At 72.2% G+C, this 23,360-nt stretch carries 24 protein-coding genes and 2 pseudogenes; 16 read left to right on the top strand and 10 right to left on the bottom strand.

Annotated elements, in window-relative coordinates:
* Positions 1–134 precede the first annotated feature (134 nt).
* The gene (locus OV079_RS26945; RefSeq protein ID WP_267771793.1) at positions 135–1,724 is read right to left on the bottom strand and encodes a GDSL-type esterase/lipase family protein; all 1,590 of its coding nucleotides are present in this window, start codon (positions 1,722–1,724) and stop codon (positions 135–137) included.
* A 504-nt stretch (positions 1,725–2,228) separates the two neighbouring features.
* Here OV079_RS26945 and OV079_RS26940 point away from each other — a divergent pair.
* Genes OV079_RS26940 through OV079_RS26920 form a run of 5 tightly spaced genes read left to right on the top strand, consistent with a single transcriptional unit; the run spans position 2,229 to position 5,546 of the window.
* Positions 2,229–2,990: an MlaE family ABC transporter permease gene (locus OV079_RS26940; RefSeq protein WP_267771792.1), complete on the top strand. Its 762-nt coding sequence runs from the start codon at positions 2,229–2,231 to the stop codon at positions 2,988–2,990.
* Between the two features lie 2 nt (positions 2,991–2,992).
* Positions 2,993–3,238 carry an ABC transporter permease gene (locus OV079_RS26935; RefSeq protein WP_267771791.1) on the top strand — a complete coding sequence of 82 codons (246 nt, stop codon included), beginning with the start codon at positions 2,993–2,995 and terminating at the stop codon, positions 3,236–3,238.
* On the top strand, positions 3,238–3,717 hold the full coding sequence (locus tag OV079_RS26930) for an MlaE family ABC transporter permease (RefSeq protein ID WP_267771790.1): 480 nt from the start codon (positions 3,238–3,240) through the stop codon (positions 3,715–3,717). Before OV079_RS26935 ends, OV079_RS26930 begins: the two co-directional genes overlap by 1 nt.
* A 2-nt stretch (positions 3,718–3,719) precedes the next feature.
* Positions 3,720–4,502: an ABC transporter ATP-binding protein gene (locus OV079_RS26925; RefSeq protein WP_267771789.1), complete on the top strand. Its 783-nt coding sequence runs from the start codon at positions 3,720–3,722 to the stop codon at positions 4,500–4,502.
* 9 nt (positions 4,503–4,511) lie between these two features.
* Positions 4,512–5,546 (top strand): MlaD family protein, encoded by a 1,035-nt coding sequence (locus OV079_RS26920; RefSeq protein WP_267771788.1) that lies wholly within the window; start codon positions 4,512–4,514, stop codon positions 5,544–5,546.
* Positions 5,547–5,786: 240 nt separating this feature from the next.
* On the opposite strand, the gene OV079_RS26915 is transcribed toward OV079_RS26920, so the two are convergent.
* The 4 genes from OV079_RS26915 to OV079_RS26900 all read right to left on the bottom strand — a co-directional run bounded on the left by OV079_RS26915 (position 5,787) and on the right by OV079_RS26900 (position 8,176).
* Positions 5,787–6,446, bottom strand: a complete 660-nt coding sequence (locus OV079_RS26915; RefSeq protein WP_267771787.1) for a tetratricopeptide repeat protein — start codon at positions 6,444–6,446, stop codon at positions 5,787–5,789.
* 247 nt (positions 6,447–6,693) lie between these two features.
* Positions 6,694–7,242, bottom strand: a complete 549-nt coding sequence (locus tag OV079_RS26910) for an RNA polymerase sigma factor (RefSeq protein ID WP_267771786.1) — start codon at positions 7,240–7,242, stop codon at positions 6,694–6,696.
* 98 nt (positions 7,243–7,340) lie between these two features.
* Complete coding sequence (locus tag OV079_RS26905) at positions 7,341–7,745, bottom strand: hypothetical protein (RefSeq protein WP_267771785.1); 405 nt, start codon at positions 7,743–7,745, stop codon at positions 7,341–7,343.
* Positions 7,742–8,176, bottom strand: a complete 435-nt coding sequence (locus OV079_RS26900) for a hypothetical protein (RefSeq protein ID WP_267771784.1) — start codon at positions 8,174–8,176, stop codon at positions 7,742–7,744. The genes OV079_RS26905 and OV079_RS26900 overlap by 4 nt, the downstream gene beginning before the upstream one ends.
* Positions 8,177–8,572: 396 nt before the next feature.
* Here OV079_RS26900 and OV079_RS26895 point away from each other — a divergent pair, with 396 nt between their 5' ends.
* Entirely contained in the window at positions 8,573–9,580 is a 1,008-nt protein-coding gene (locus OV079_RS26895) for a hypothetical protein (RefSeq protein WP_267771783.1), read from the top strand.
* 80 nt (positions 9,581–9,660) lie between these two features.
* On the opposite strand, the gene OV079_RS26890 is transcribed toward OV079_RS26895, so the two are convergent.
* Complete coding sequence (locus OV079_RS26890) at positions 9,661–10,506, bottom strand: fatty acid desaturase family protein (RefSeq protein ID WP_267771782.1); 846 nt, start codon at positions 10,504–10,506, stop codon at positions 9,661–9,663.
* A 122-nt stretch (positions 10,507–10,628) separates the two neighbouring features.
* Here OV079_RS26890 and OV079_RS26885 point away from each other — a divergent pair, with 122 nt between their 5' ends.
* Both OV079_RS26885 and OV079_RS26880 read left to right on the top strand, forming a co-directional pair.
* Positions 10,629–11,636, top strand: a complete 1,008-nt coding sequence (locus OV079_RS26885; protein WP_267771781.1) for a fatty acid desaturase family protein — start codon at positions 10,629–10,631, stop codon at positions 11,634–11,636.
* Positions 11,633–12,373, top strand: a complete 741-nt coding sequence (locus OV079_RS26880; RefSeq protein ID WP_267771780.1) for a hypothetical protein — start codon at positions 11,633–11,635, stop codon at positions 12,371–12,373. The genes OV079_RS26885 and OV079_RS26880 overlap by 4 nt, the downstream gene beginning before the upstream one ends.
* 38 nt (positions 12,374–12,411) lie before the next feature.
* Here OV079_RS26880 and OV079_RS56250 read toward each other — a convergent pair whose 3' ends face one another.
* Positions 12,412–12,747, bottom strand: a complete 336-nt coding sequence (locus tag OV079_RS56250; protein ID WP_267771779.1) for a hypothetical protein — start codon at positions 12,745–12,747, stop codon at positions 12,412–12,414.
* A gap of 22 nt (positions 12,748–12,769) precedes the next feature.
* Between OV079_RS56250 and OV079_RS26870 the strand changes: the two genes are divergently transcribed.
* The 8 genes and pseudogenes from OV079_RS26870 (at position 12,770) to OV079_RS26830 (ending at position 19,804) form a co-directional block, all read left to right on the top strand.
* Positions 12,770–13,396, top strand: a complete 627-nt coding sequence (locus OV079_RS26870; protein ID WP_267771778.1) for a DUF4215 domain-containing protein — start codon at positions 12,770–12,772, stop codon at positions 13,394–13,396.
* 183 nt (positions 13,397–13,579) lie between these two features.
* Positions 13,580–13,795: a hypothetical protein gene (locus OV079_RS26865; protein WP_267771777.1), complete on the top strand. Its 216-nt coding sequence runs from the start codon at positions 13,580–13,582 to the stop codon at positions 13,793–13,795.
* On the top strand, positions 13,795–14,874 hold the full coding sequence (locus OV079_RS26860) for an FHIPEP family type III secretion protein (protein ID WP_267771776.1): 1,080 nt from the start codon (positions 13,795–13,797) through the stop codon (positions 14,872–14,874). Before OV079_RS26865 ends, OV079_RS26860 begins: the two co-directional genes overlap by 1 nt.
* A gap of 192 nt (positions 14,875–15,066) precedes the next feature.
* Positions 15,067–15,912, top strand: coding sequence for an FHIPEP family type III secretion protein (locus tag OV079_RS26855; protein WP_267771775.1), 846 nt, complete (start codon positions 15,067–15,069; stop codon positions 15,910–15,912).
* A gap of 12 nt (positions 15,913–15,924) precedes the next feature.
* Positions 15,925–17,039, top strand: a pseudogene (locus OV079_RS26845) (tryptophan 2,3-dioxygenase family protein).
* Between the two features lie 5 nt (positions 17,040–17,044).
* Positions 17,045–18,198: pseudogene (gene solA / locus OV079_RS26840) on the top strand (N-methyl-L-tryptophan oxidase).
* Positions 18,199–18,317: 119 nt separating this feature from the next.
* Positions 18,318–19,001 carry a hypothetical protein gene (locus OV079_RS26835; RefSeq protein WP_267771771.1) on the top strand — a complete coding sequence of 228 codons (684 nt, stop codon included), beginning with the start codon at positions 18,318–18,320 and terminating at the stop codon, positions 18,999–19,001.
* Positions 18,977–19,804, top strand: a complete 828-nt coding sequence (locus OV079_RS26830) for a GGDEF domain-containing protein (RefSeq protein ID WP_267771770.1) — start codon at positions 18,977–18,979, stop codon at positions 19,802–19,804. The genes OV079_RS26835 and OV079_RS26830 overlap by 25 nt, the downstream gene beginning before the upstream one ends.
* Before the next feature lie 1,065 nt (positions 19,805–20,869).
* Here OV079_RS26830 and OV079_RS26825 read toward each other — a convergent pair.
* The 3 genes from OV079_RS26825 to OV079_RS26815 form a co-directional block, all read right to left on the bottom strand.
* Positions 20,870–21,070, bottom strand: a complete 201-nt coding sequence (locus OV079_RS26825; protein WP_267771769.1) for an SEC-C metal-binding domain-containing protein — start codon at positions 21,068–21,070, stop codon at positions 20,870–20,872.
* 214 nt (positions 21,071–21,284) lie between these two features.
* Positions 21,285–22,484, bottom strand: a complete 1,200-nt coding sequence (locus OV079_RS26820; protein ID WP_267771768.1) for a ComEC/Rec2 family competence protein — start codon at positions 22,482–22,484, stop codon at positions 21,285–21,287.
* Positions 22,485–22,756: 272 nt separating this feature from the next.
* Positions 22,757–23,155 carry a hypothetical protein gene (locus OV079_RS26815; protein WP_267710242.1) on the bottom strand — a complete coding sequence of 133 codons (399 nt, stop codon included), beginning with the start codon at positions 23,153–23,155 and terminating at the stop codon, positions 22,757–22,759.
* Between the last annotated feature and the right edge of the window lie 205 nt (positions 23,156–23,360).

Genomic DNA, 23,360 nt, shown 5'->3' with positions numbered 1-23,360 from the left:
GGCGACGAGTTCGGCCGGGCGTTCCGGGCCGCGTCACGGCGGCGCGCGACGGCGTGATGGCGACGACGAGCGACGTCGCGGTCGCGCGCTTCGTCGCGGGTGCGATGATGGACGTGGTCGCGGGCGCGAGGTCGTCAGGGCGCGGAGGCCGGGACGACGGCCAGGGGCGGGGCGTCGGGGGCCTCGGTCGCGGGCTTGGCGGGCTCGGCCGGGACTGCGTCGGCGGGCACCGTGGGGTCGGGCTGCGGGGCCTCGCGGGCGAGGAGCGGGTCGCCGCCGGGCTCGGGCGTGGGCGCGCCGCCGTCGAAGTCGAACATCAACGCGTCGGCGAGGGCCATGCCCATGCGGGTGTAGCCGCGGCGGTTGAGGTGGAGGTGGTCGGACATCGCCATGGCGGGCTGAGCCGCGGCCCAGTAGGCCATCGAGCCCTCGCCGCCCATGAACTGCACGGTGTCCCAGAAGGCGCAGCCGGCCTCGCTGGCGAGCTCGCGCTGGGCGGCGACGATGTCGGCGACGCGCGGGCGCGGGCCGAGCGAGTTGTCGGGGCGCTTGAGCGGGAAGTCGCCGGGGCCGACGAGCACGCAGCTGGTTTCGGGCGAGGCGCGGCGCAGGCGGGCGAGGACCTCGCGCAGGTTGTTCTTGTAGACGCCGATCGGCTGGTCGTCGTCGACCGACTCGTTGCTGCCGTAGGCGAGGATGACGAGGTCGGGGTCGCGCCGCTTGTAGTTGTCGGCCCACACGAACTCGTCCCACTTGAGGTGGTTCGAGGCCCGCGTGCCGCCGATGCCGAGAGTGTCGACGACCACGCCCTTGGCCTCGTTCTCGACGGTGACCCCGAACAGGCGCACCTCGCCGTCGCCGACCGGGCGGATCTCGATCGACTCGGGCGGGCCGGGGCGCTCGAAGCTGTGGTACCCGGGGCCCGGCTGCTTGGCCTTGGTGTCGACGGTGAACGCCTTCTTGCCGGCGAACAGCACCTGGAACTTGCCGCCGCCGGGCTGACGCAAGAAATAGAGGTCGTAGCGGCTGAGCGCGGGCGGCTCGGCCTTGCGATCGAGCGGCGGATTAAAGGAGATCCGCGTCACGTCGCGCTTCTTGCTGGCGGAGGCGCTGGCGCCCAGAAGGCCGAAGAAGCCGTCATCCCGCGCCTCCGAGCGCTGGGCGTGCTCGACCTTCCAGCCGCGCGAGCTGTCGAGGGTGCAGCCGAAAGGTCGGGTGTACTTGCTCGGCTTGGCCAGCGGATAGAAGCCGAGGCCGCCGTCGCCGAAGCGCTTCTGCAGGTAGGCGCGCAGGTAGGTCGGGTAGATGTCGGCGGCGGTGTGCGAGGCGCCGTACACCAGCACGCGGACCTTGCCGTCCTCGTCGAGGCCCTGGTCGAGGCGGCGCAGGGCCTCGTGGAAGTGCCGCAGCGGGTCGTCGGCGCCGCGCTGGAGCAGGATGAACTGGCCGAGGGCGTTGCCGTTGATCGCCGGAGCGACGCCCGTGCCGGCCGGCCCGGTGCCCTCGCTGCCCGGCAGCGCGTCGAGGTTGCCGGGGCCCGCGCCCGGCATCATCGCGGCCTGGAGCTCGGTGCCGGCTGCGACGGGGATCACGGGGAAGGGTTGACCGGCGCTGTCCTCGAGCAAGGCCGCTCGCTCGCCGAGGATCGCTCGCTGGGCCCACAACCGGGCGTCCCGCGCGGCGTCGGTGAGGACGGGGGTCGGCCCCGGCGGGGGTACTTGCACCTGCACCGGCTCGGGCGCGCCGCCGGAGGGAGGCGCGGAATCGGGGGGCGGGACGGCCTGTGCTTGTTGCGCAGGCCCGGGCGTGACGCATCCGGGGCCGCAGGCGAGGCCCAGAGATGCGACGACGGCTGCCGTTACGAGCCGCATGTTCACCGGCCTCACCCGGGAACATTGGCCGCTCGGGCGGAGGGAGTCAATTTGCCGGAAACGGGCGCCCCGGGGAGGCTAGGAGGGTTCTGCGCGAAACCGCGCGGGCCGTCCGGTCGCATTTTCCGCGGTCGGCGCCAGGCTCTTGGGCCAGGTCGAGGACAGGTCGAGGACAGGTCGAGGACAGGTCAAGGGGCAGGTCGAGGGCAGCGAGACCGCCTCAAGCGGTCGTGCACGCTGCTGCACAGCCGTCGGCGCCTGCCCGTCGTGTCGAGAATTTGTTGCGCTCGGACCTGGTCCACGGTTAAAGGCACGAGGGACCATGTCGGCGAAGCATCACAAACCGGGGAGGCGGCCGTGACGAACCGGTCGGTCCGCTGGTTTGAAGCGTGCGCCGCGTTCGTCGAGTTCCTCTGTGCTGTCTGTCGTTGTCTGGTGACGGGTCCGCGTTACCTGGTCGAAACGTTGCGCGTGATGGACCTGCTGATCCGGCGCTGCCTGATCCCGGTGGGTCTGGCGGTGGCGCCGGTGGGCGCCGTGATCTCGCTGCAGGGCGCGGGGCTGTTCCGCATGTTCGGCGCGGAGAGCCTGCTGTCGTCGCTGCTGGCGACCGCGATCTTCCGCGAGTACAGCCCGGCGCTGGCGTCGGTGATGGTGGCGGCGCAGGCGGGCTCGTCGATCGCGGCGCGCATCGGGACGATGAAGGTGCGCGGGCAGATCGACGCGCTGGCGGTGATGTCGGTCGACCCGATCCGCTACGTCGTGGTCCCGGGCCTCATCGCCTGCATCATCGTGACGCCGCTGCTCAGCGTGCTGACGACGCTGCTCGGGCTGGTCAGCGGGTGGTTCTTCGCGGTGCCGGTGATGGGCGTCGACCACGGGTCGTTCCTCGCCAACCTGTACGCGCAGGTGTCGCTCGTCGACCTGTGGGTGGGCATGGGCAAGTGCATGGCCTTCGGGACAGCCGTGGGCCTCATCGCCGGCTTCCTCGGGCTGCGCACCAGCGGCGGGGCGACGGGGGTGGGCAAGGCGGCCAACGACACCGTGACCCTGACGATCGTGCTGATCCTGGTCGCGGACTACTTCGTCAGCATGCTGCTGCTGAGGCTGGGGGTGTAGGCGTGGAGTTCCTGCACTTCGTCCGTCGCGCGCTCGTGGCCCAGTTCAGCGGCCTGCCGCCGCGCGACGAGTTCGTGCGCCACGCCCTCGACGCGGGGGTCGGCAGCTTGCCGCTGCTCACGCTGCTGACCGTGTTCGCCGGGATGAACCTGTCGGTGCAGGCCTACGGCACGTTCGTCCGCTTCGGCGGGCAGGACCTGCTCGGGCTGTTCTGCGGGGTCGGGGGATCCGCGAGCTGTACCCGGTGATGGCGGCGGTGATCTGCGGGGCCCGCATCGGCGCGACGCTGGCGGCCAGCCTGGCCAACATGCAGATCAGCGAGCAGGTCGAGGCGCTCGAGGTGATGGCGGTCGACCCGATGCGCCTGCTGGTCGCGCCGCGGCTGTGGGCGGTGACGCTGATGCTGCCGCTGCTGTGCGGCTACGCCGACGTGGTCGGCCTGGCGGCCAGCTACTACGCGGCGACCGAGCAGATGGGGGTCAACGGCGGGACCTTCATGGAACAGGTCCGCGACATCGTCCACCTCGGCGACCTGGCCGCGGGGGTGTTCAAGGGCATGGTGTTCGGCTGGCTGGTGGCGATCGTGTCCTGCTACCACGGCTACCGCGCGCTCAAGCGCGACGGCGCGGAGGGCGTCGGCGTGGCGACCAACCGCGCGATCGTCCACTCGGCGGTGCTGTGCATCGTCCTCAACATGTTCATGTCGGCGCTGCTGTACGTGAGGTGATCATGGCCGAGCAACAACCAGCGATCACGCTCGAGAGGGTCTGCAAGTCGTTCGGCCCCAACCACGTGCTGCGTGACGTGTCGCTGACGCTGCCGGCCGGCAAGATCCTGGTGATGCTCGGGCCGTCGGGCACGGGCAAGTCGGTGCTGCTGCGCTGCCTGGTCGGATTGATGAAGCCGGACTCGGGCCGGATCTTCATCGAGGGCCAGGACATCACGGCGCTCGACGAGCGCCGCTCGGCCGACCGCGAGCAGCTGTTCGCGCTGCGCCGCAAGTTCGGGATGCTGTTCCAGGACGGGGCGCTGTTCGACGACATGTGCGTCGGCGACAACGTGGCGTTCCCGCTGCGCCAGCACGAGAAGATGTCGGAGCGGGAGATCGCGGACCGGGTCGCCCAGTACCTCGAGGCGGTCGGCCTGAAGGGCGTGCAGCGCAAGATGCCGGCGGAGCTGAGCGGCGGGATGCGCAAGCGAGTGGCGTTCGCGCGGGCGATCGCGCTGCGGCCGAAGATCGTGCTGTGCGACGAGCCGTCCTCCGGCCTCGACCCGGTGATGTCGGCGACGCTCGACGAGCTCATCCTCGAGCTCCACCGCAAGTTCGCCATCACGTTCGTGGTCATCAGCCACGACACGGCCGAGGCGCGCAACATCGCCGACTACATCGGGCTGCTTTATAAGGGTGAGCTGCAAGAGTACGGGCCGAAGGAGCAGGTGCTCCGCTCGAGCCGGCGGCACATCAATCAGTTCTTCGACCGATCCACGGACGGGCCGATCAAGGTCCTGTGAGGTGAAGCCATGAACACGCGCTACCTAACCCTCGCCATCTTCGTCATGGGGACCCTGGCCGCGCTCGGCGGGCTCGCGTGGAAGCTCGGCGCGTTACCCAAGGCGGGTCACCACTACCGCCTCCACCTCGACGACGCCGGCGGCCTGGTCGAGGGCAACGCGGTCCGCATCGCGGGGGTGCAGATCGGGCAGATCCAGAAGATCGGGATCGACGGCAACCGAGCGCTGCTCGAGCTGCGTATCAACCCGGAGGTGCCGATCTTCGCGGAGACGTGCGCGTCACCGCAGATGAAGGGCCTGCTCGGCGAGAAGTTTCTGCAGCTGCGCCAGCCCGAGGCCGGGACGCCGCTGCCCGCGGGCTCGGAGATCCCGTGCGTCGACCCGAGCGTCGACATCGGCGAGGCGCTCAACGCGATGAACGGGGTGGTCGACGGCGACGAGGCGCTCTACGGGCACGTGGTCCGCATCGTCAAGCGCGTCGACACACTTACAAAGGCGCTGGACGAGGGCGGGCTGCCCAGCGAGCGGCTCGATCGCATGCTCGGTGATGTCGAGTCGATGCTGACGACCGGCAAGGAGATGCTGGCGGAGAATCGCGAGGACCTGCGCGCGATCGTGAAGGCGACCCGGGCTCACCTCGAGAACCCGAAGCTCGGGCGCATGATCGACAACGGCGACGCGGTGCTCGCGGACCTTCGGCGCGAAGTGCCGGGGCTCATCGCCAAGGGCGAGAAACTGTTCGTCGACGGCGATCGGGCCCTGGCCAAGGTCGAGAAGCTGATCGACGCGGTCGAACCCGGCAAGGTCGAGTCGATGATGGGCGACGGCAGCGCGGCGCTGAAGAACCTGCGCAAGCTCAGCGAGGAGTTCCAGGGCGTGGGCAAGGCGATGATGCCGATGCTCAAGGATCTGGCGACGATCGCCCACCGGGCGGCAGCCATCAACGAGTCGGTCATCCGCCAATTCTTCCAGGTCGATGGCTTCCGCGTGCGCCTGGCGGTGCCGTTCGGGGTGCGCAAGAAGCTGGAGCAGCTCGAGGAGTAGCGGGGCCGCGGCCGGCGTGCTCGCGCCGCGCGGGCCCGGGCACGCGTGGGGATGTCCCGAAGGACAGCTCGCTGGCAGCGGGTCTGTGGCCGTGCTGACCCGCGATGATGCGATTCAGTTCGCGGCAGATCTGCCCGGCGTTGTGATTCGACGAGGGGTCCTGTTCCCCGCATGGATCGCGCGCCGGTCTCGGAGATGCCCGATCGTACATGTCCTCGCGGACATGTACGATCGAGGGCGTCAGCGCGGGCGCAGGCCGGTGCAGGCGGGGCCGGGGCCGAGGCGGCCGAGGGCGCCTTCGACCTCGTCGGCGAGCTGCTCCTTGCCGGGGTAGCGCTCGAGGTAGAGGGCGTAGGCGCAGCGGGCCTCGTCGGTGCGGGAGGCGGCCTTGAGGAGGCGGGCGAGGTCGAGCAGGGCGGCGCGGGCCGGCGGGCTGTCGGGGTGGGCGGTGACGAGGAAGTCGAGGACGCGGATGGCGGCGTCGCGGCGGCCGGCGGCCAGCAGGGCGTCGGCCTGGCGGGCGAGGTCGGACGGGCTGGCCTTCGGGTCAGGTGCGTCGTCCTCGGCGGGGGCGACGGCCAGCGGGGTGCGGGCGCCGCCCTTGGCGATCCACGTGGCCACGCCGGTGCGCAGCTCGGCCTCGGTGCGGGTGCCGGCGACGATGATGACGACCCGGCCCTGGGCGATCTCGACGGTGCCGCCGGCCGTGTCGACGCGCAGCAGCTCGGGGCCCGCGTGCGCGGCGACGGTGACGTCGTAGCGGCCGTCGCCGAGCTCGATCTGCCACGCGTCGCGCACCCCGGCGGGCGGGCCCTCCTCGGCGACCACGCGCACGGCGGCGGCCAGGGCCGGAGCGGCGACGTGGGCGGCCTCACTGCTGTTCGTTGCGACAGGTTCCAAGCACCTGTCCTGGAGGACATGAACGAAGGGCGGGCCCAGACCAGCGCGACGGCGGCGGCGACGGCCAAGCCGACGCCCGCCCACAGGCGGCGACGGTCGCGGCGGCGGGCCTGGAAGCCGGCGAACACCGCGTCGGAGCTGACCTTGAGGACAGGCGCGGGCGCGGACCGGGCGGCCTGGACCAGGCGCAGCAGCTCGGGCGAACGGACGGCGGGCTCGCTGAGGTCGGGAGGGCGAATCTCGGGGGTCATTCGTCCCTCCAGGGGATCCCCAGCGCCGCGCAGAGCAGCTGCTCGGCGCGACGGGTGCGGTAAGAGACAGTGCTGATCGGGACGCCGAGAGCGGCCGACGCCTCGTGCAAATTCATGCCCTCGATCGCGCGGGCGACGAAGGACTCGCGCAGCTTGTCAGGCAACTCACCGAGCGCGCGATAGAGGCGCTCGCGCTGCTGGGTGGCCTCGAAGTCGGCCTCGGGGGTGGCCACGGGGTCTTCACCCGTGCCGGCCGAGGCGATGTCCTCGCGGCGACGGCGGCGGCGCTGCGAGTCCCACCAGTTGCGCACGCGGTTGGCGGCGATGGTGTAGAGCCAAGTGCCGAGCTGGGCGTCGCCGCGGAAGCGACCGATCGCGGAGAAGGCCGAGATGAAGACCTCCTGGACCAGGTCGTCGACCGACGACGCGTCGCCGGTCATGCGGAACACCTGGCGGGCGACGCGATCCTTGTAGGCCTCGAAGATGGCGGCCTGGGCGGCCCTGTCGCCGTCCTGCGCGGCCGCAAGGACGGCAGCGCTCTCCACGTCCCTGACTGCGGCCCGCGACGTCATGGCCGGCCAGAGTGTAGCGGAGGTGAGCACGCAGCTATAGACCGTGTCGGTCGCCGCGAATCCAAGGCCGCTCAGCCGAAGACGACGCCGATGACGAGGCCGAGCATCCACTGGGCCGGGCCGCGCCGGATCCGCGCCCCGTGACCGGGCACCGGCCGCGACGGCAGGACGAGATCGACCCCGGTGCGAGCGCCGAGGAACAGGCGCCGACCGCGGTATTGCACCGTCACGCCGATCTCCGTCGCCGACATCCAGTGAGCATCGATGCGCTCGCGCTCGCGGGCACGCGACCGCAGCGCGTGAGCGAGGACATGTCCTCCGAGCCAGATCCGCCGATCCAGGAGCGACGCGCCGGCGGCCAGTCCGCCGCCGAAGCGGAGGTGGAACAGAGACACGTCCTCGGGCGCCGCGCCCCCGAGGCCGAGGCTCGCGATCGGTTGCAGGTGTTCACGCAACAGCCAGGCGCCGCCCATCACGTCGACGCCGCCCTCGACCAGGCCGGGGCCGGCCTCGAGGCGCGGGCCGAGGCCGAGCCAACCTTGATAAGGAGGGCGCGGCGCGGGCGCGGGGGATGTCGCAGGTTTGCCCCCACGCGGGGGGGCGGGGCCTCATCCATGAGGAGCGCGAGGCTGGCGGCGAGTTCGCGGCTGCGGTCTTCGCGGGTGTCGCTCGAGAGGCTCAACCGGTGCGTGCGCGAGGCGCCGTCGGGGCCGCGGAGACGCACGTCGAGCTCGCGCTCGCCGGCGCCGGCGCGGACGTCGATCGTCCAGGCGTCGAGCTCGTCGCCGACGCGGGCGCGCAGGCCGGCCTCGGTGAGGCGCGGATCGACGGCGGTGGTGTGCAGCTCGAGCGGGGCCGCGGCGAGCGCGAGCCAGGCGACGACCGCGAGCTGAGGCGCGAGGGCCACGGGCCGCAGGAGTGCCAAAAATCGCGGCGTTTGACCAGCGACGCGGCAGTCGGCGGCCGCGTGCGACGGGGCTGCGAGAGGGCGAGGCGGGTGTCACCGATGCGGATGACAGGGGTCGCAGGACGCGAGGCGGCGATCACCGGCGCGGATGACAGGGTTCGCAGGAGCGTCGACGCGGCGATCGGTGTATGCGACGCCTCGATGACACGGCGGTCATCGGCGCGTGGGCGGCGGCGTTCGTCGCTGTCGCGGGCGCCGAAGACACGGGCCCACGAAGGCGGCGACGCGATGCCGGCGACACTTCGGACGACATGGACGCGGCTCTCGCCCGGCGAGCCGGAACGTGACGGTGCTGCGGCCGTGGACAGCGGCGAGCGCTCGCGGCACGCTCACGCCGTGCCCGTCGACCGCGACCGCTGGAACGCCTGCCGCTTCGATCCCGCTGCGAACGCGGGGCACTACGAGAGCTACTTTCAGCGGGCCAACCATCCGACGCGGCCGCTGGCGTGGTGGATCCGCTACACCGTGTTCTGTCCCAAAGGACAGCCAGAGCGAGCGGTCGGCGAGCTGTGGGCGATCTGGTTCGACGGCGAGCGCGGGGTCGTCGCCGCGGCCAAGCAGGTCGTGCCGTGGGAGCGCTGCGCGTTCGCCCGCGATCGCCTGGACGTGCGCGTCGGCGAGGCCACGCTCGATGACCGCGGGCTGCGTGGGGCGGCCGTCGGGGCCGCGCACGCGTTCGCGTGGGAGCTGACCTACGAGAGCCCCGAGCCGCCGCTGCTGTTGCTGCCGGCCAACCTCTACGCCGGCGGGTTCCCCAAGGCCAAGTCGCTGGTGGGTTCGCCGAACGCGGCGTTCACCGGCACGATCACGGTCGACGGCGAGGCGCACGCGATCGACGGGTGGGTCGGCAGCCAGTCGCACAACTGGGGCGCGCGCCACACCGACCGCTACGCGTGGGGCCAGGTCGCCGGCTTCGACGGCGCGCCGGACAGCTTCCTCGAGTGCGCGACGGCGCGGCTGAAGTTCGGGCCGCTGTGGACGCCGCCGATGACGCTGCTGGTGCTGCGCCACGAGGGCGAGCAGTTCGCCCTCAACTCGCTGTGGCAGGCGGTGCGGGCCCGCGGCGAGGTGGCGATCGGCGGGCCCGAGTTCGAGTGGCGGCTGGCGTCGCAGACGCGCGAGGTCGCCGTGGAGGCGCGGATCTGGGCCCCGCGCGCGGCCTTCGTCGGGCTCGCGTACGGCAACCCGCCCGGCGGGGTCAAGACCTGCCTCAACAGCAAGATCGCCCGCTGCGAGCTGCGGCTGCGCCGGCCGGGGCAGCAGGCGATCGAGCTGCGCAGCGATCGCGCCGCCTTCGAGGTGCTGACCGACGAGGCCGGCCACGGCGTGCCCGTCGTGGCCTGAGGGCCATGTCCCGAAGGGCATGTCCTTCAGAGCATGCGCGAACGGGCATGCTCGGAGAGCATGCCCGAGAGGTCAGCCGCTCACTGCGCGCGGGCGGCGGCGCGGCGGGCCAGGACCTCGTCCATCTTGGCCGGGTTGAAGATGTTGGCCCGCTTGTGGTGGTTGGCGTGCATGTAGAGGCCGAACCAGATGCGGTTGCCGAGCCAGTAGAGGCCGTGGTCGAGGTTGACGGGCTTGTAGTCGCCGGTCGGCGAGTGGGCGTTGTGGGTGGCCCAGTTGAAGTGGGCGACGTGGACCCAGCCGACGGCCTGGGCCGGCAGGAACAGGAACACGAACGCCTCGGGGCCGAGCAGCAGCCAGAACGCGAGGTTGAGCGGGATCATCACCGAGAAGCTGAGCACGCTGCGCAGCTGCTCGCGGCGGCGCATCTCGGGGGTGTCGCCGAACTGGTCGTAGGCCTGGTTCTGCAGCTGCTTCTCGACGTTGACGAGCATCGTCCGGGCGAGGAAGCGCCAGAAGTTCGGCATCACGTGGTGCGGGTCACGCTCCGGGTCGTCGGAGTAGCGGTGATGACGCTGGTGGATGATCTCCCACGAGGCGTAGCGGGTGATCACCAGGACGCCGGCGATCTCGCCGATCAGGCGGTTGATCGCCCGCGGGAAGTTGCCGTGGCAGCAGTTGTGGATGAAGACGTTGAGCAGGATGTGGACGTAGATGACGACCGGCAGCAGGGCCAGGTACCACCACTGCCACTGGACCAGCGGCCCCTGCCCGGTGGCGAGGATCCAGGCGTCGAGGGCGAGGAAGGCCAGCAGGTACGCGCCGTCGTACAGAAAGTAAAACCACGGGTTCCTGCGGTACTGGACCGAGGGCTGCGCGGTGAGCCACGTGGACAGGTTGGTGGCGATGCCGGTGTGAGCGGTCACGGTGCGGACGGGCGCGGACGGGCGCGGGGGCAGGGATATCACGCGCGCCGGGGCGCGTCGAGATTGTCCCCACGCGCGCGGAGATTGAGGCCGTCCGGCGCGCGCAGTATGGTGCCGCGGCGATGGTCTCTCAGGGCGAAGCCGCCGGTGCGAAGCCGGCTGCGCACGAGCGCGAGCGCGAGCGCGAGACCTGGCTCGTGCGCCATCCGGCCGAGTGGCGGCAGGTCGGGATCGTCGGCGCGTACCTGGGCCTGATGGGCCTGATGTACTTCGTGCCGGCCTGGCGCCACCCGCTGCCGTTCGCGCTGACGTGCCTGCTGAGCTTCCTCAACGCGGTCGTGATCCACAATCACATGCACCGCGGGATCTTCCACTCGCAGCGGCTCAACCTGATCTGGCGCGGTGTGCTCAGCTTCGGCGCGCTCTACCCGGCCTCGGCCAACGTGCCGGCGCACAACCTGGTGCACCACCACTTCGCCGACGACGGCCAGCCCGACTGGGCCGACCCGTCGCACGTGGCGTTCCGCTGGCACCTGCTCAACCTGATCCACTTCCCCAACATCGCCGGGCCCAACACGTTCGCCGGGGTCGGCCGCTGGGCCCAGGTGACGAAGCAGCAGGGGTTTACGCGCCAGTACATGACCGAGCTCGTGGTCGCCTTCGGGCTGACCGGGGCGGCGCTGCTGTACGACTTCTGGGGGGCGCTGCTGTTCATCGCCCTGCCGCAGCTGTACGGCGCGCGCTGCATCCTGCGCATCAACCTGATCCAGCACGACGCGACCGACCCGTCGAGCGAGTACAACCACTCGCGCAACTTCGTCGGCCGGTGGTTCAACTGGATCATGTGCAACAACGGCTACCACACGATCCACCACAACCGCGCCGGGCTGCACTGGACCGAGCTGGCCGAGGCCCACCGCCGTGAAGTGGCGCCGCGCATCGAGCCGCGGCTCGACGAGCCGAGCATGGTGCTGTACCTGCTGCGCACGTTCGTGCTGCCGCGGCGGCGGCCCGTGATGCGCGCGCGCGACGGCGGCGATGCGGAGCGAGCGGCGCGGGCCGAGCGGCGCGCGGCGGCCGAGCAGCAGGCGGCGCGCGAGCAGTCGGGGCCGGAAGGGGCGGCGGCGTGACCGGCTTCCCGGCCCTGCTGGCGTACGCGGCGCTGGCGATCTTCTGGCTCAACACGCTGCTGATCGCGGCGGCGGCCTGGGGCGAGTGCGCCCGGCTGGTGCGGCGCTGGGGGGCGCGGGCGCGGGCCGGCGTGGTGGTCGAAGGGACAGGTCCCGAGGGACAGGCGGCGATCCACCGGGTGCGCCAGGTCGGGCGCTCGAAGGGAGACGCGGCGATCTGGTTCCACGACCGCGCGTACGAGGCCGAGGTGCTCGGCGGGGTGGTGGCGGTCGGGTCCGAGCGGGTCGGGCTGGCCGGCGGGACGGTGTGGGTCGGGCGGGCGCGTCAGCGGGCGGCGGCGGCCTGCGCCGGCGCGGAGGCGTTCGCGGCCGCGCGGGCCCCGGCGATCCGCGCGGCCGGGTGGGCGCGCGCGGTCGAGGTGTCCATCGGGACAGGTGATCGGGTGTGGCTGTCCCAAGGGCCAGGTGGTCCGCTGATCGCCGAATTCGACCCGCGAGAATGGCGACGCAAGGTGATCGCGCTGACGGCCGGGCTGGTGGTCGGGCTGCCGGCGATCGCGGCGGCCTGCACCGCGCTGTGCCTGTGGCCGCCGGTGTTCGGGACGGTGAGCAAGCTGGGCGCGTTCGCGACGCTGGTGGTGTTCAACTTGTTCCAGCTGTTCGGCAAGCTGCACCATGAGGCCGTGCAGCCGCCGGCGACGCTGGCGTTGCGCGGGGTCTGGCGCGCGCCTGCCTGAGGCCCGGGCGCGGGTCCGCCACGAGCGTGGCTCGGCGGTCACGGCCCTGGTGCAGGGCGACGGGCGTCGAGTAGAGTGCGGCCGATGTCCTTCGCGCGGTCGCAGGTCCTGATGGTCGTCCTCGCCTCCTCGGGGTGCTTCTCGCCGTCCGGGATCGACGGCAGCGCGACGAGCAGCGAGACGAGCGCCGCGACGACAGGGACGACGCAGTCGGAGACGACGACGAGCGCGACGAGCACCAGCGACGCGCCGACGACCGAGCCGGCCAGCACGGTGACGTCGATCGGCGCGACGGAGACGACGACCACGTCGACGACCGAGCCGGTGACGTCGACCGAGCCGGTGACGACGACGATCGACCCGACCCCTGGCACGACGACGACCGACGATACCGGCGTGGCAGTGTGCGGAGACGGGACGATCGATCCGCCGGTGGAGGAGTGCGACGACGGCAACCTGAGCGACGGCGACGGCTGCAGCGCCCTGTGCACCGCGGAGATGCCCGACAAGAAGAAGCGGTTCGTGTTCCTCACCAGCGCGTCGTACTCGGGCATGGAGGTCGGCTCGCTCGACCTCGCCGACGACGCCTGCAACACGCTGGCGAAGGCGTCGCAGGTCGCGACGGTCAAGGATCGCACGTACAGGGCGTGGCTGTCGGACGGTCGGACGAACGCGATCGATCGCATCGGCAGCTACACCGGCGAGTACGTGATGGTCGGCGGCACGCCGGTGGCGACCAATTCGACGGCCTTCGAGACCGGCGCGCTGAAGGGCATGATCAACGTGACCGAGCAGGGCATACCGATCGCGTGGCTCATGGAGCCGTGCGCCACCAGCAACGACGGCGTGTGGACCGGCACCCAGGTCGACGGCATGACCGGCGCAGAGACCTGCGGCGACTGGCAGACCGACGTGGTGCAGGGGTTGATGGGCTCGTTCGGGGCGAACGACGGCAACTGGACGGCCTGCACGCCGCGGATCTGCACGAGCAAGTTCCGGCTGTACTGCATCGAAGTCGAGTGACCGCGCGGGTGTCGTTGCGCGAGCGCGGAGAGGACGGCGGCGTGCTCGTCGAGCGAGCCGCTGCCCGACGCGAGCACGGTGTGATCCGCGGCGCGCGAGGGGCGAAATCGCACTGAACACTTGCCGATCTTGGCGCGCGTTCGCGCGCGGCTAGCCTGTGCGGCAATGCGCATCGGCCGAGCCGTGGGCTCCGGACAGGATTTCTGGGCGGTTCTGCCGGGCTACGGGCTGGTGCTGTGGGTGCTGGCGGCGGTCGTGTGCGCGCTGTTGCCGCTGCCGCGCTGGCTGGTCGACCTGCTGCTGACGCTGAGCTTCGCGGGCTCGGTGACCGCGCTGGTGGCCGGTGTGACGGCGCGGCGCAGCGCGAGCTGCTGGGGTTCCCGCGGCTCGTCCTGCTGATGACGCTGACGCGGATGGCGCTCAACGTGACGACGACGCGCCTGATCCTGGCCGACGCCGACGCGGGCGAGGTGATCGCGGCGTTCTCGACGCTGGTGATCCAGGGCGACCTGCTGGTCGGGGCGGTGGTGTTCGCGATCGTGACGGTGGTGCAGTTCGTGGTGGTGGCCCGCGGCGGCGAGCGCATCGCCGAGGTCGCGGCCCGCTTCGCGCTCGACGGCCTGCCCGGGCACCAGGCGGCGATCGAGGCCGACCTGCGGGCAGGGGCGATCTCGGCGGCCGAGGCGTCGCGGCTGCGGGCCCGCCTGCGTGAGCGCTCGAACTTCTACGGGGCGATGGACGGCGCGGCGAAGTTCATCCGCGGCGACGCGATCCTCGGCCTCGTGCTCACGAGCATCAACATCGTCGGCGGGGTGGCGGTGGGGCTGCGCGACGGGCTCGGCCTGTCGACGGCGCTCGAGCTGTACGGGCGGCTGGCGATCGGCGACGGGCTGCTGGCGCAGGTGCCTGCGCTGCTGGTCGGGCTGGCGGGGGCGCTGCTGGTGGCGCGGGTCGACCGCGAGGAGCCGGCGCCGCGCCGCGCGGCGTGGTGGTCCCCGGGGCTGCTGGCGGCCCCGGCGGGGCTTCTGGCCGGGCTGGCGCTGGCGCCGGGGATGCCGACGGCCGCGTTCGGGCTCACTGCGGCCGGGCTGGGGGCGCTGGCGTGGTGGACGCGGCGACGGCGAGGGCCGGTCCGGCGGATCGTGGTCTGTCTCCCGGGACATGACGAAAAGGACATGCAGGCGCTGCGCCGGCCGCTGGCCGAGCTGCGGCGGCGCTGCAGCGGGGCGCTCGGCGTGGAGGTGCCGCCGATCGTGGTGACGGCGGGACCGAGCTTCACGGTGCGGCTCGGCGAGCGAGTGCTGAGCGCGCCGGAGGATTTAGGTGGGGCGGCGGGGAGCGACGTGACTGTTCGAGCAGGTCAGCGGTCGGGAGAGGGCGCGGGCGAGGCGGAGCGGGGGAGTGACCTGACTGTTCGGGCAGGTCAGCGATCGGGGAGGGAGAGGCGGGGAGCCTGGCGGAGCAGGGGATTGACCTGACTGTTCGGGCAGGCCAGAGGTCGGGAGAAGCAGCGGCGGGCGAGGCAGGAGTTCGGCGGAGCGGGGAGTGACCTGTCTATTCGGTCATGTCAGCGGTCGGGCGGGGCGGGGAGTTCGGCGGAGCGGGGGATCGGTCTGGCTTTGTGGACAGGTCATGGGGACGCGGAAGGAGCGGCAGGCGAGGCGGGGCAGATGAACCGGGGCGAGACGGAGGGTCGATCGGGGGCGGCGCCCGGCGAGTCGGAGCATGCTCGAATAGACAGGGTCGATAGGGCAGGTCCGATGGGGCATGACCGTGAGGACAGGATCGTCACGGCGGTGTTTCGGGCGGTGATGCGCGGGGCGGACGCGCTGGTCGACCTGGACACGATCGCGGCGGCGCTGGAGGCCCACCACGCGCGCGAGCCGGCGGTCACCCGCGAGGTGGTGGCGGCGGTGGGGCCGGCGGCGCTGCTCGAGCTGACGCGCGGGCTGCTGCGCGAGCGGGTGCCGCTGCCGCAGTTCGCGGCGCTGCTCGACGCGGTCGCGTCGGAGCCGCTGCTGCGCCAGGCGGGCGAGCGGAGCCGCTGGCTGGCGGCGCTGCGCGAGCGGTTGGCGCCGCACTGGGTGCACGAGGTGGTGGCGGCGCATGCCCGCGTGGGGGCGGTGACATGGACGCGGCCGGTGAGCGACGCGGAGGCGGCGCTGCTGTCGCGAGCGGTGAGCGGCGAGCGCGGGCTGCGGCTGGGGCTCGACGCCCGCTCGCGGCAGACGTGGCGCCGGCGCGTGCTGCAGAACGATGTTGCCGGCGGGCGAAACGAGGACGGGCCGCCGCCGATCGTGGTCTGTTCACCGCGGGCGCGGCCGGTGTTCGCGCTGCTGCTGGCCCGCGGAACGCCGCACGTGACGGTGCTGAGCACGGTGGAGCTGCAAGAGGCAGAGCTGCCGGTGCCCGGAGATCCAGACGGACCTCCGGCGCGGTGGTTCGAGGCGCCCGTGCAGCACGCGGGCGGCGCCTCACGCGGCCGGACGTTGCCGGGCGAGCGCGACACGGCGTAGCTTTCGCGGCCTATGGGCGAGAAGGCGACCCTCTACTGGGATTACATCAAGCTCGAGGAGCTGCTGTCGCTGCAGACGGGCGTCGAACCCGACGAGGCGGAGCTCGAGAACGACGAGGTGATGTTCATCACCATCCACCAGATCGACGAGCTGTGGTTCAAGCTGGCGATCCGGGAGCTGGTGCGCGTGCGGGATTGTTCGCGCAGGAGAAGGTGCGCGAGCAGTCGCTGTCCGACGCGGTCCGCGGCATCCGCCGCACGGCCTTGTTGTTCGACCAGGTGGCGCATCACTTCCGGCTGATGGAGACGATGACGACCCGCGACTATCTCGGCTTCCGCGACAAGTTGAGCCCGGCGAGCGGGTTCCAGTCGGCGCAGCTGCGGGAGATCGAGATCATCATGGGCCTGAAGGTGGACGACCGGATCCCGCTCGGCCACGACAACAGCTATCTGCGGGCGCTCCGCTACCCCGACGGGCGGCCGTCGCCGGCGTCGAAGCGGGTCGAGGCGCGGCTCAAGGACGTGCCGACGCTGCTCGAGTCGATCAACGAGTGGCTGCACCGCACGCCGATCCAGGGCTCGACGCCGGAGCAGGAGGGCGACACGGAGAACGTGCGCCGGTTCGTCGAGAACTACCTCAAGGCGCAGGCGATCGAGGCCGAGGAGGCGATGATTTTGGTGCGCGACTCGGCGCCCGGCGAGGCCGACCGGCGGCGGATCGAGGAGCGCTACAAGCAAGAGCGGGTCAAGGCGCGCGAGTTCCTGCTGGCGGAGGAGGTGCCAGAGGAGGATCGCCTGCGGGTGGCGCGGGTGCGGGCGGCGCTGCTGTTCATCGAGAGCTACCGCGAGCTGCCGCTGCTGGCCTGGCCGCGCGAGGTGCTCGACGGGCTGGTGGAGCTCGAGCAGGCGTTCGTGATCTTCCGGCAGCGGCACGCGCGGATGGTCGAGCGGGTGATCGGCCGCCGCACCGGCACGGGCGGCTCGGCGGGCGTCGACTACCTCGAGCAGACGGCGCTGCGTTACCGGGTGTTCCGCGAGCTGTGGGCGGTGCGCACGCTGATGATCCGCAAGACGGCCCTGCCGCCGCTGCGCGGGCCCGACGTGTACGGCTTCGTGGCCAAGGAGTAGAGGCGATGCGCGGGCCGAAAGTCATCGTCGTCGGCGGCGGTACGATGGGCTCGGCGACCGCGTGGGCGCTGGCCGCCCGCGGGGCCGAGGTCACGGTGCTCGAGCGCTTCTCGCACGTGCACGAGCTCGGCAGCCACTCCGGCTACACCCGCATCATCCGCGAGTCGTACCACGAGGGGCAGGCTACGTGCCGCTGGTCCGCCGCGCCGACGCGCTGTGGCAGGCGCTCGGCGAGAAGGCCGGCGAGGCGCTGCTGGTGCGCACCGGGATGGTCGAGTTCGGGCCGGAGGACGACCCCGACTACCAGGACGCGATCGCGGCCTGCGTGTCGGCGGAGGTCGAGCACGAATTGATGGGCGCGGCCGCGGCCCGCGAGCGCTTCCCGATCGCGGTGCCCGACGGGTGGACGGCCTGCTTCACACCGTCGGGTGGGTACCTGCGCGTTGGGCCATGTCTCGAAGCGCTAAAACGAGAGGCCATGTCCCTCGGGACAGATTGGCGGACGGGCGTGCGCGTCCGCGAGGTCGCGCTCGGCGAGCGGCCGCGGGTGCTGCTCGAGGAGGGGACGCTGCTGCCGGCCGACCACGTGGTGGTGACGGCGGGGGCGTACCTGCCGGGGCTGTTGCCGGGGTTCATGCCGGGCAAGCTGAAGGTGCTGCGGCGGGTGCTGGCGTGGACGCGGCCCGAGCCGCGGGAGCTCGAGCGCCTGGCGGCGATGCCGGTGTGGGCCTCGTTCGGGCCGGGGGGCTTCGTGTACGGGTTCCCGTACGGGCACGAGGGGGTGACCGGCTTCAAGGTGGCGTGCCACGTGCCGCCGCCGGAGGTCGGGGCGGCCGAGGCGCCGGTCGACCCCGAGCGGGTCGACCGCGCGATCCACCCGGCCGATCTCGCGCCGCTCGACGCGTTCCTCGCCGAGTACCTGCCGGCGGGGCGGGGCGAGTTCGTCCACGCGGCGGTGTGCCTCTACACCTGCACGCCGTCGACCGACTTCGTGATCGACCATGTCCCCGGGGACAGGCGCGTGTGGGTGGCCGGCGGGTTCTCGGGGCACGGCTTCAAGTTCGCGCCGGCGATCGGCGAGCTGGTGGCGGACGCGGTGATCACGGGTTCGGCGCCCGAGGCCCTGCGAGCGTTCGCGCGCGCGCGCCACGCGGGGTGATCGGCCCGCGCCGGGCGCGGACAAATCCGCGCCGGTGGCCGCGCGAGCCGCTCAAGCGCGCAGATGCGCGTCCGCGCCCGTTGCTGGCCTGCGGGGCTTTTGCCAGCATCGCGGGGCCAATGTCCGACCCAGCGTTCAGCGGGATCCCCGAGGCTCTGGCGACGGCCGTGCGTGCGGTCGACGTGCCGCACGATCTCCGGACCCTCTTCGAGCGGCTGGCCGTGCCGCTCGCGCTCGAGGTCGAGGCGCCGGCCGAGGACGCGCCTCCGCTGGCGCTGCAACTGTTGCGGCTCGCGAGCCACGGGGCGTCGTTGCGGCTGGTCGGGGCCCGCATGAGCGCGGCCGGATCGAAGGTGCGCTTCATCCATGGCATGAAGGACCTGGTCCTCGGGACAGCCGAGCTGGCCGAAGGGATCCCCGCGCTCGCCCGACGGGTCGCGCAGAGCCTGCTCGAGGCCGACGAGGCCGCCGGGGCGCTCGAGCGCTTCGCGCGCGAGTCGCCGCGGCAGGAGGCGCTGCGGCGGCTGACCCGGGCGATGCTCGAGACGGGCAGCATCGACCGGCTGCGCACGATCCTGCTGATCGGGATGACCTCGGGGCTGGCCCTGGGGTTCAGCCGGGCGGCGCTGTTCGTGTACGACGAGGACGGGCGGGCGCTGGTCGGAGAGTCGGCGATCGGGCCGGCCGACGCGGGCGAGGCGGCGCGGGCGACGTCGGGCCTGTCGCTCGAGCAGCGGATCGCGGAGGTCGAGACGACGGAGCCGCGCTACGAGAATTCGTGCGCACGATCGCGGTCGACGTGACGACCGACCCGGGCGACGAGATCGGGCAGGCGCTGGCGGCGAGCGGGCCGCTGCTCTTCTCCCGCGAGCGGCCGATGAACCCGGCGCTGGCGGCCCTGGAGCCGCCGGGCGAGTTCCTGGTCGCGGCGTTCCGCCTGCGCGACAAGGTGCTCGGGATCGTGGTCGCCGACGACCCGTACGGGCGCGCGCCGATCGACCCGCAGGCGCGCGAGTTCATCGGCTTCCTGCTCGACACCGCGGCGCTGGCGTCGGAGAACCTGCGGCTGCGCGAGAGCGTGGAGACGCTGGCCCGCCACGACGAGCTGACGGGGCTGTTCAACCGCCGCGAGTTCGAGACGCGCATGGCCGACGAGCAGTCGCGGGCCCAGCGGCTCGGCTCGCAGTGCGCGCTGCTGCTGTTCGACGTCGACCACCTGCAGCGGGTCAACCTGGCCCGCGGGCACAAGGCCGGCGACGAGCTGCTGCAGCAGGTCGGGGTCATGCTGCGCTCGACGCTGCGCTCGCACGACATCGTCGCCCGCCTCACCGGCGACGCGTTCGCGGTGCTGGTGACCGACACGACCCACGAGCAGGTGCTGGCGATCGCCCGCCGCGTCGGCACGCTGGGCCTCGGCATGGGCGTCTCGCTCAGCGCCGGCGGGTCGCTGTGGCCGCGCGACAACCACGAGATGTCGGTGCTGTTCTCCGAGGCCGAGGCGGCGCTGATCGACGCCAAGCGCGGCGGCCGGGGCCGGGCGGTGATCGAGGGCGACGAGGCGCCGATGCTGTTCGAGCCGCCGGACGACGGCGAGCCGCTGGATTGAGGACGTTCTAATCAATCATCCAGGGATATGTCCGATGGGACATGTCGCGGTGCGAGGCGGAGAACTCGGCGCGGGGCGCCTGGGCGCGATGCGAGGGCGGATGAGGGGGCGGCGGGCATGGCTGCCGCAGGACGGGTCGGGCGAGCGCGGCGCGAGGCGGCTAAATTCTTGGCGCGATGCGAGCGTGCGAGCGGTAGCTCTGTACAAGACGTGTCACGAGGGACAGGTCGAGGCGAGCGCGGCGCGGTGCGGCCGGACGAGGCCCGGGCGCGACGCGAGCGCGGCGCGGAGCATTGGCGGACGGGACATGTCACGAGGGACATGTCGAAGCGAGCGCGGCGCATGCCGGCGCGACGCGAGCGCGGCGCAGGGTACTGGCGGATGGGACATGTCACGAGGGACATGTCGAAGCGAGCGCGGCGCAGGCCGGCGCGACGCGAGCGCGGCGCGGGGCCGGGCGATCGGGCAGCCCGTGGCGGAGCGTAGCGAGCGCGGCGCTTCCGATTCTGGTCGTTCGGACATGTCACGAGAGACATGTCGAAGCGGGCCCGGCGGAGGCCCGGCGCGGAGCGAGCGCGGCGCGGGTCGAGCCGTCTGCGGCGAGGCGGACGGGCGACGCAGCGGATGGCCGATCGGACAGGTGAATCCGGCGCCCGCGGCGATGTCGTCGCCTTCATCGCGCCGCGGGAGAGCACGGCCGACGCGTCGTCCGTCGCCGTACTGGCCGCCCGCGGCGATGTCGTCGCCTTCATCGCGCCGCGGGAGAGCACGGCCGACGCGTCGTCCGTCGCCGTACTGGCCGCCCGCGGCGATGTCGTCGCCTTCATCGCGCCGCTGGAGAGCACGGCCGATGCGTCGTCCGTCGCCGTACTGGGCGCCCGCGGCGATGTCGTCGCCTTCATCGCGCCACGGGAGAGCGTCCGTCGCCGTACTCGCCGGCCGCGAGCAGCGGCCCGCGGGCGGGGCAAAACCCTGGCGCGAAGCGAGCGCGGCGCGGTGCGGGCGGCCGGCGAGGACGTGTCCTTCGGGACATGCGCCGGGAGGCATGTCCTCAGGCGCAGCCGCTCAGGCGTCGTGGCACTTCTTGTACTTCTTGCCGCTGCCGCACGGGCAGGGGTCGTTGCGGCCGATCTTCGGGGCGGTGCGGACGTAGGGCGCGGGGCCGTGGTCGTGGTCGCAGTCGGGCCCGTGGACGTGGCCGTGATCGTGATCGTGGTCGTGGTCGTGGTCGCAGTCGGGGCCGTGGACGTGCTCGTGGCCGGGCATGCGGGGGACTATGCGCGAGCGGACCGGCGGGCGGCAAGGCGCGTCGGCGCGGCCGGCGAGCGTCCGCCCGCGTGTGGTCTGCGGCATAGGCCGACGGGGAGCGGCGATCCGAAAGCCCGGGTGATGACCCCGGCGCGGTCAGCGACAGAGGGTTTTGACGTCGAGCCAGCCGTCGGCGTCGGGGGCGACCAGCGGGGTCCCGACCCTGCCGCGGTCAGCGGCCGAGCGTTTTGACGTCGAGCCAGCCGTTGGCGTGGGCCGCGATCACCACGGTTCCGTCCCAGCCGGTCCCGTAGATCGCGCGGTCGATCGTGCGGCGCTGGAAGATCTCGGTGACCTTGTCTTGATAGGCGCCGCGGAAGCCGACCATCGCCTGCGTGGGGGCGCGGCGGCCGCGGACGCCGTACTCCGGATGCACGAGGTGCTCCAGCGCGACGATGTGCGGGTGGCCGTACTTGCGGGCGGTCCAGGGGATGTTCCGCTCGTACGGGCCCATCGAGATCACGGCCACGCGCGGGCTCATCAGGGCCATCTGGTAGTGAATGGTGGCGTTCTTACTGCCGTGGTGGCCGACCTGGTAGATGTCGACGTCGAGCAGCTCCGGGTGCTTCTCGTAGCGGTCGGCCAGCCGGCTGAGGCCGATGAGCTCGAGGTCGCCGGTGAACAGCGCCGAGGCCTCGCCGTAGTCGACGCGGACGACCACGCTGTGGTTGTTGGGGTTGTCCCCGTAGGTGTCGACGTCGTGGGTGACGGTGCCCCACAGGGCGGTCAGCTTGGGGTCGGTGGGCGCGCGGGCGCAGCTGCCGATCGAGTCGACGATCGGATTGTGGAGGCCCTCGGCGGGCACGTCGCCGGCGCCGATGGCGAGGTACTGCACGTTCTTGTCGGGGTGGTCGCGCAGCCACGCGTGCACGGCCATCTGCTGGGTCGCGCCCGGGTCCTCGGTGCCGTCGTTGTGGCTGTGCGGGGCGTCGGCGCCGTTGTCGACCACGTTCTTGACGGTGTAGCGCCCCAGCACGCCGAGGGCGCCGCGGTTGTGGTCGATGTGCGGGTGGGTGATGAGCAGCAGGTCGAGGGTGCGATTGAGATCGGCGCGGCGGGCGAAGAAGGCGTCGAGGTAGGCGTAGAGCGCGGCCTCGCCGTCGTAGAGCTCGTTCTTCTCGCCGCCGGTGTCGATCAGCGCCGCGCCGCACGGGAACTCGAGCAGGGTCGCGTCGCCCTGGCCGATGTCGATAAAGTGCAGCGTCATCGCGTCGGCCGGGTCGGTGCCGGGCGGGCGCGTGGTCGGGTCGCGGTCGCGGGCGATCGGCGGCAGCGTCAAGCTCGGGTCCGGCTTGACCTCGATCGGCGGGGCGTCGTCGTGCGCACCGCAGGCGCACACGAGCACGGCGAGGGCGAGCACGGCGAGTCGCACGCGCCGGATGATAGCAGCGCGGCGCAGGCCACGAGGTCGTGGGCTGCGCCGCGTCGGGAGGGTGTGTTGGCCCGATGGGCTCGGGGTCCAGACGGCCAGGGAGCGTCCGGTGGTGCTTGAGGACAGGTCACGCGACCTGTCGAAAGAGACACGTCAGACGTGATCGCCGCTCGGAGGGCGACTCGTTCCAGGTGCGCCCATCACGCACTCCGAGCGGAGGCGCGCGCCAAAAGGCCCGCGCGGTGGGGTCCAGAAGGCCCAGAGGGCCTCTGTCAGGCAGCCTCCGGTCGATCGAGCGGCGAGGGCTCGGAAGTGCCGGCCGAGGGCTGCTCGGTCGGCGCCTGCGGCGCTCGCGCGGTCGTGACCGGACCGCGCTCCTTCTTCGCGAGGCGGCGGATCATCCGCCGGAGCGACTTGGCGATCGCGTGCCCGGTGGGCAACACGACGGCGACCGTGTCGCCGTGCTCCTTCTGGATGATGACCGTGTGCTGGCCGATGACGAGGCGGATGGTGTCCTCCCCGGTCTGGCCGAACAGCTGCAGCGAGGCGTCCAGGACGGGCGACCAGCTGTCGACGCCGCGGAATCCCCGAGGGTGGTTGGGTGAGTCGATCGTGACGGCGACGACGCCCGGGGCGGCCGCCAGGTGTTCGATGTTGGCAAAGAGGCTCATGGCTGTGTCTCCTGCGTCGAGCCGCGCTGGGCTGCGGGCGCCGCGCTCGACGTTCGGTCAACCATGGTCCGTCTTGGGGGACGGTGCCACCGGCGCCCTGCGGGCATGCATCACACTGAAGGTTTGTTGAGGGATGGCCGGACATCGTTCCAGGCCACCCCTACACCCCGTACAGCCTACCTTCCCCGGTTCGCCAGGGGGGCCC

The organism is Nannocystis pusilla (assembly GCF_026626665.1).
Lineage (GTDB): Bacteria > Myxococcota_A > Polyangia > Nannocystales > Nannocystaceae > Nannocystis > Nannocystis pusilla.
Note: the sequence above shows the minus strand (reverse complement) of the source record. Positions and strands in the feature narration are given on the sequence as shown.

Bases quoted from the DNA above. Each gene is read 5' to 3' on its own strand.
- OV079_RS26930 (WP_267771790.1), top strand. From the start codon at position 3,238: ATGGCGGCGGTGATCTGCGGGGCCCGCATCGGCGCGACGCTGGCGGCC.
- OV079_RS26925 (WP_267771789.1), top strand. From the start codon at position 3,720: ATGGCCGAGCAACAACCAGCGATCACGCTCGAGAGGGTCTGCAAGTCG.
- OV079_RS26920 (WP_267771788.1), top strand. From the start codon at position 4,512: ATGAACACGCGCTACCTAACCCTCGCCATCTTCGTCATGGGGACCCTG.
- OV079_RS26885 (WP_267771781.1), top strand. From the start codon at position 10,629: ATGGTCTCTCAGGGCGAAGCCGCCGGTGCGAAGCCGGCTGCGCACGAG.
- OV079_RS26860 (WP_267771776.1), top strand. From the start codon at position 13,795: ATGACGCTGACGCGGATGGCGCTCAACGTGACGACGACGCGCCTGATC.
- OV079_RS26855 (WP_267771775.1), top strand. From the start codon at position 15,067: ATGAACCGGGGCGAGACGGAGGGTCGATCGGGGGCGGCGCCCGGCGAG.
- OV079_RS26835 (WP_267771771.1), top strand. From the start codon at position 18,318: ATGTCCGACCCAGCGTTCAGCGGGATCCCCGAGGCTCTGGCGACGGCC.
- OV079_RS26825 (WP_267771769.1), bottom strand. From the start codon at position 21,070: ATGCCCGGCCACGAGCACGTCCACGGCCCCGACTGCGACCACGACCAC.
- OV079_RS26815 (WP_267710242.1), bottom strand. From the start codon at position 23,155: ATGAGCCTCTTTGCCAACATCGAACACCTGGCGGCCGCCCCGGGCGTC.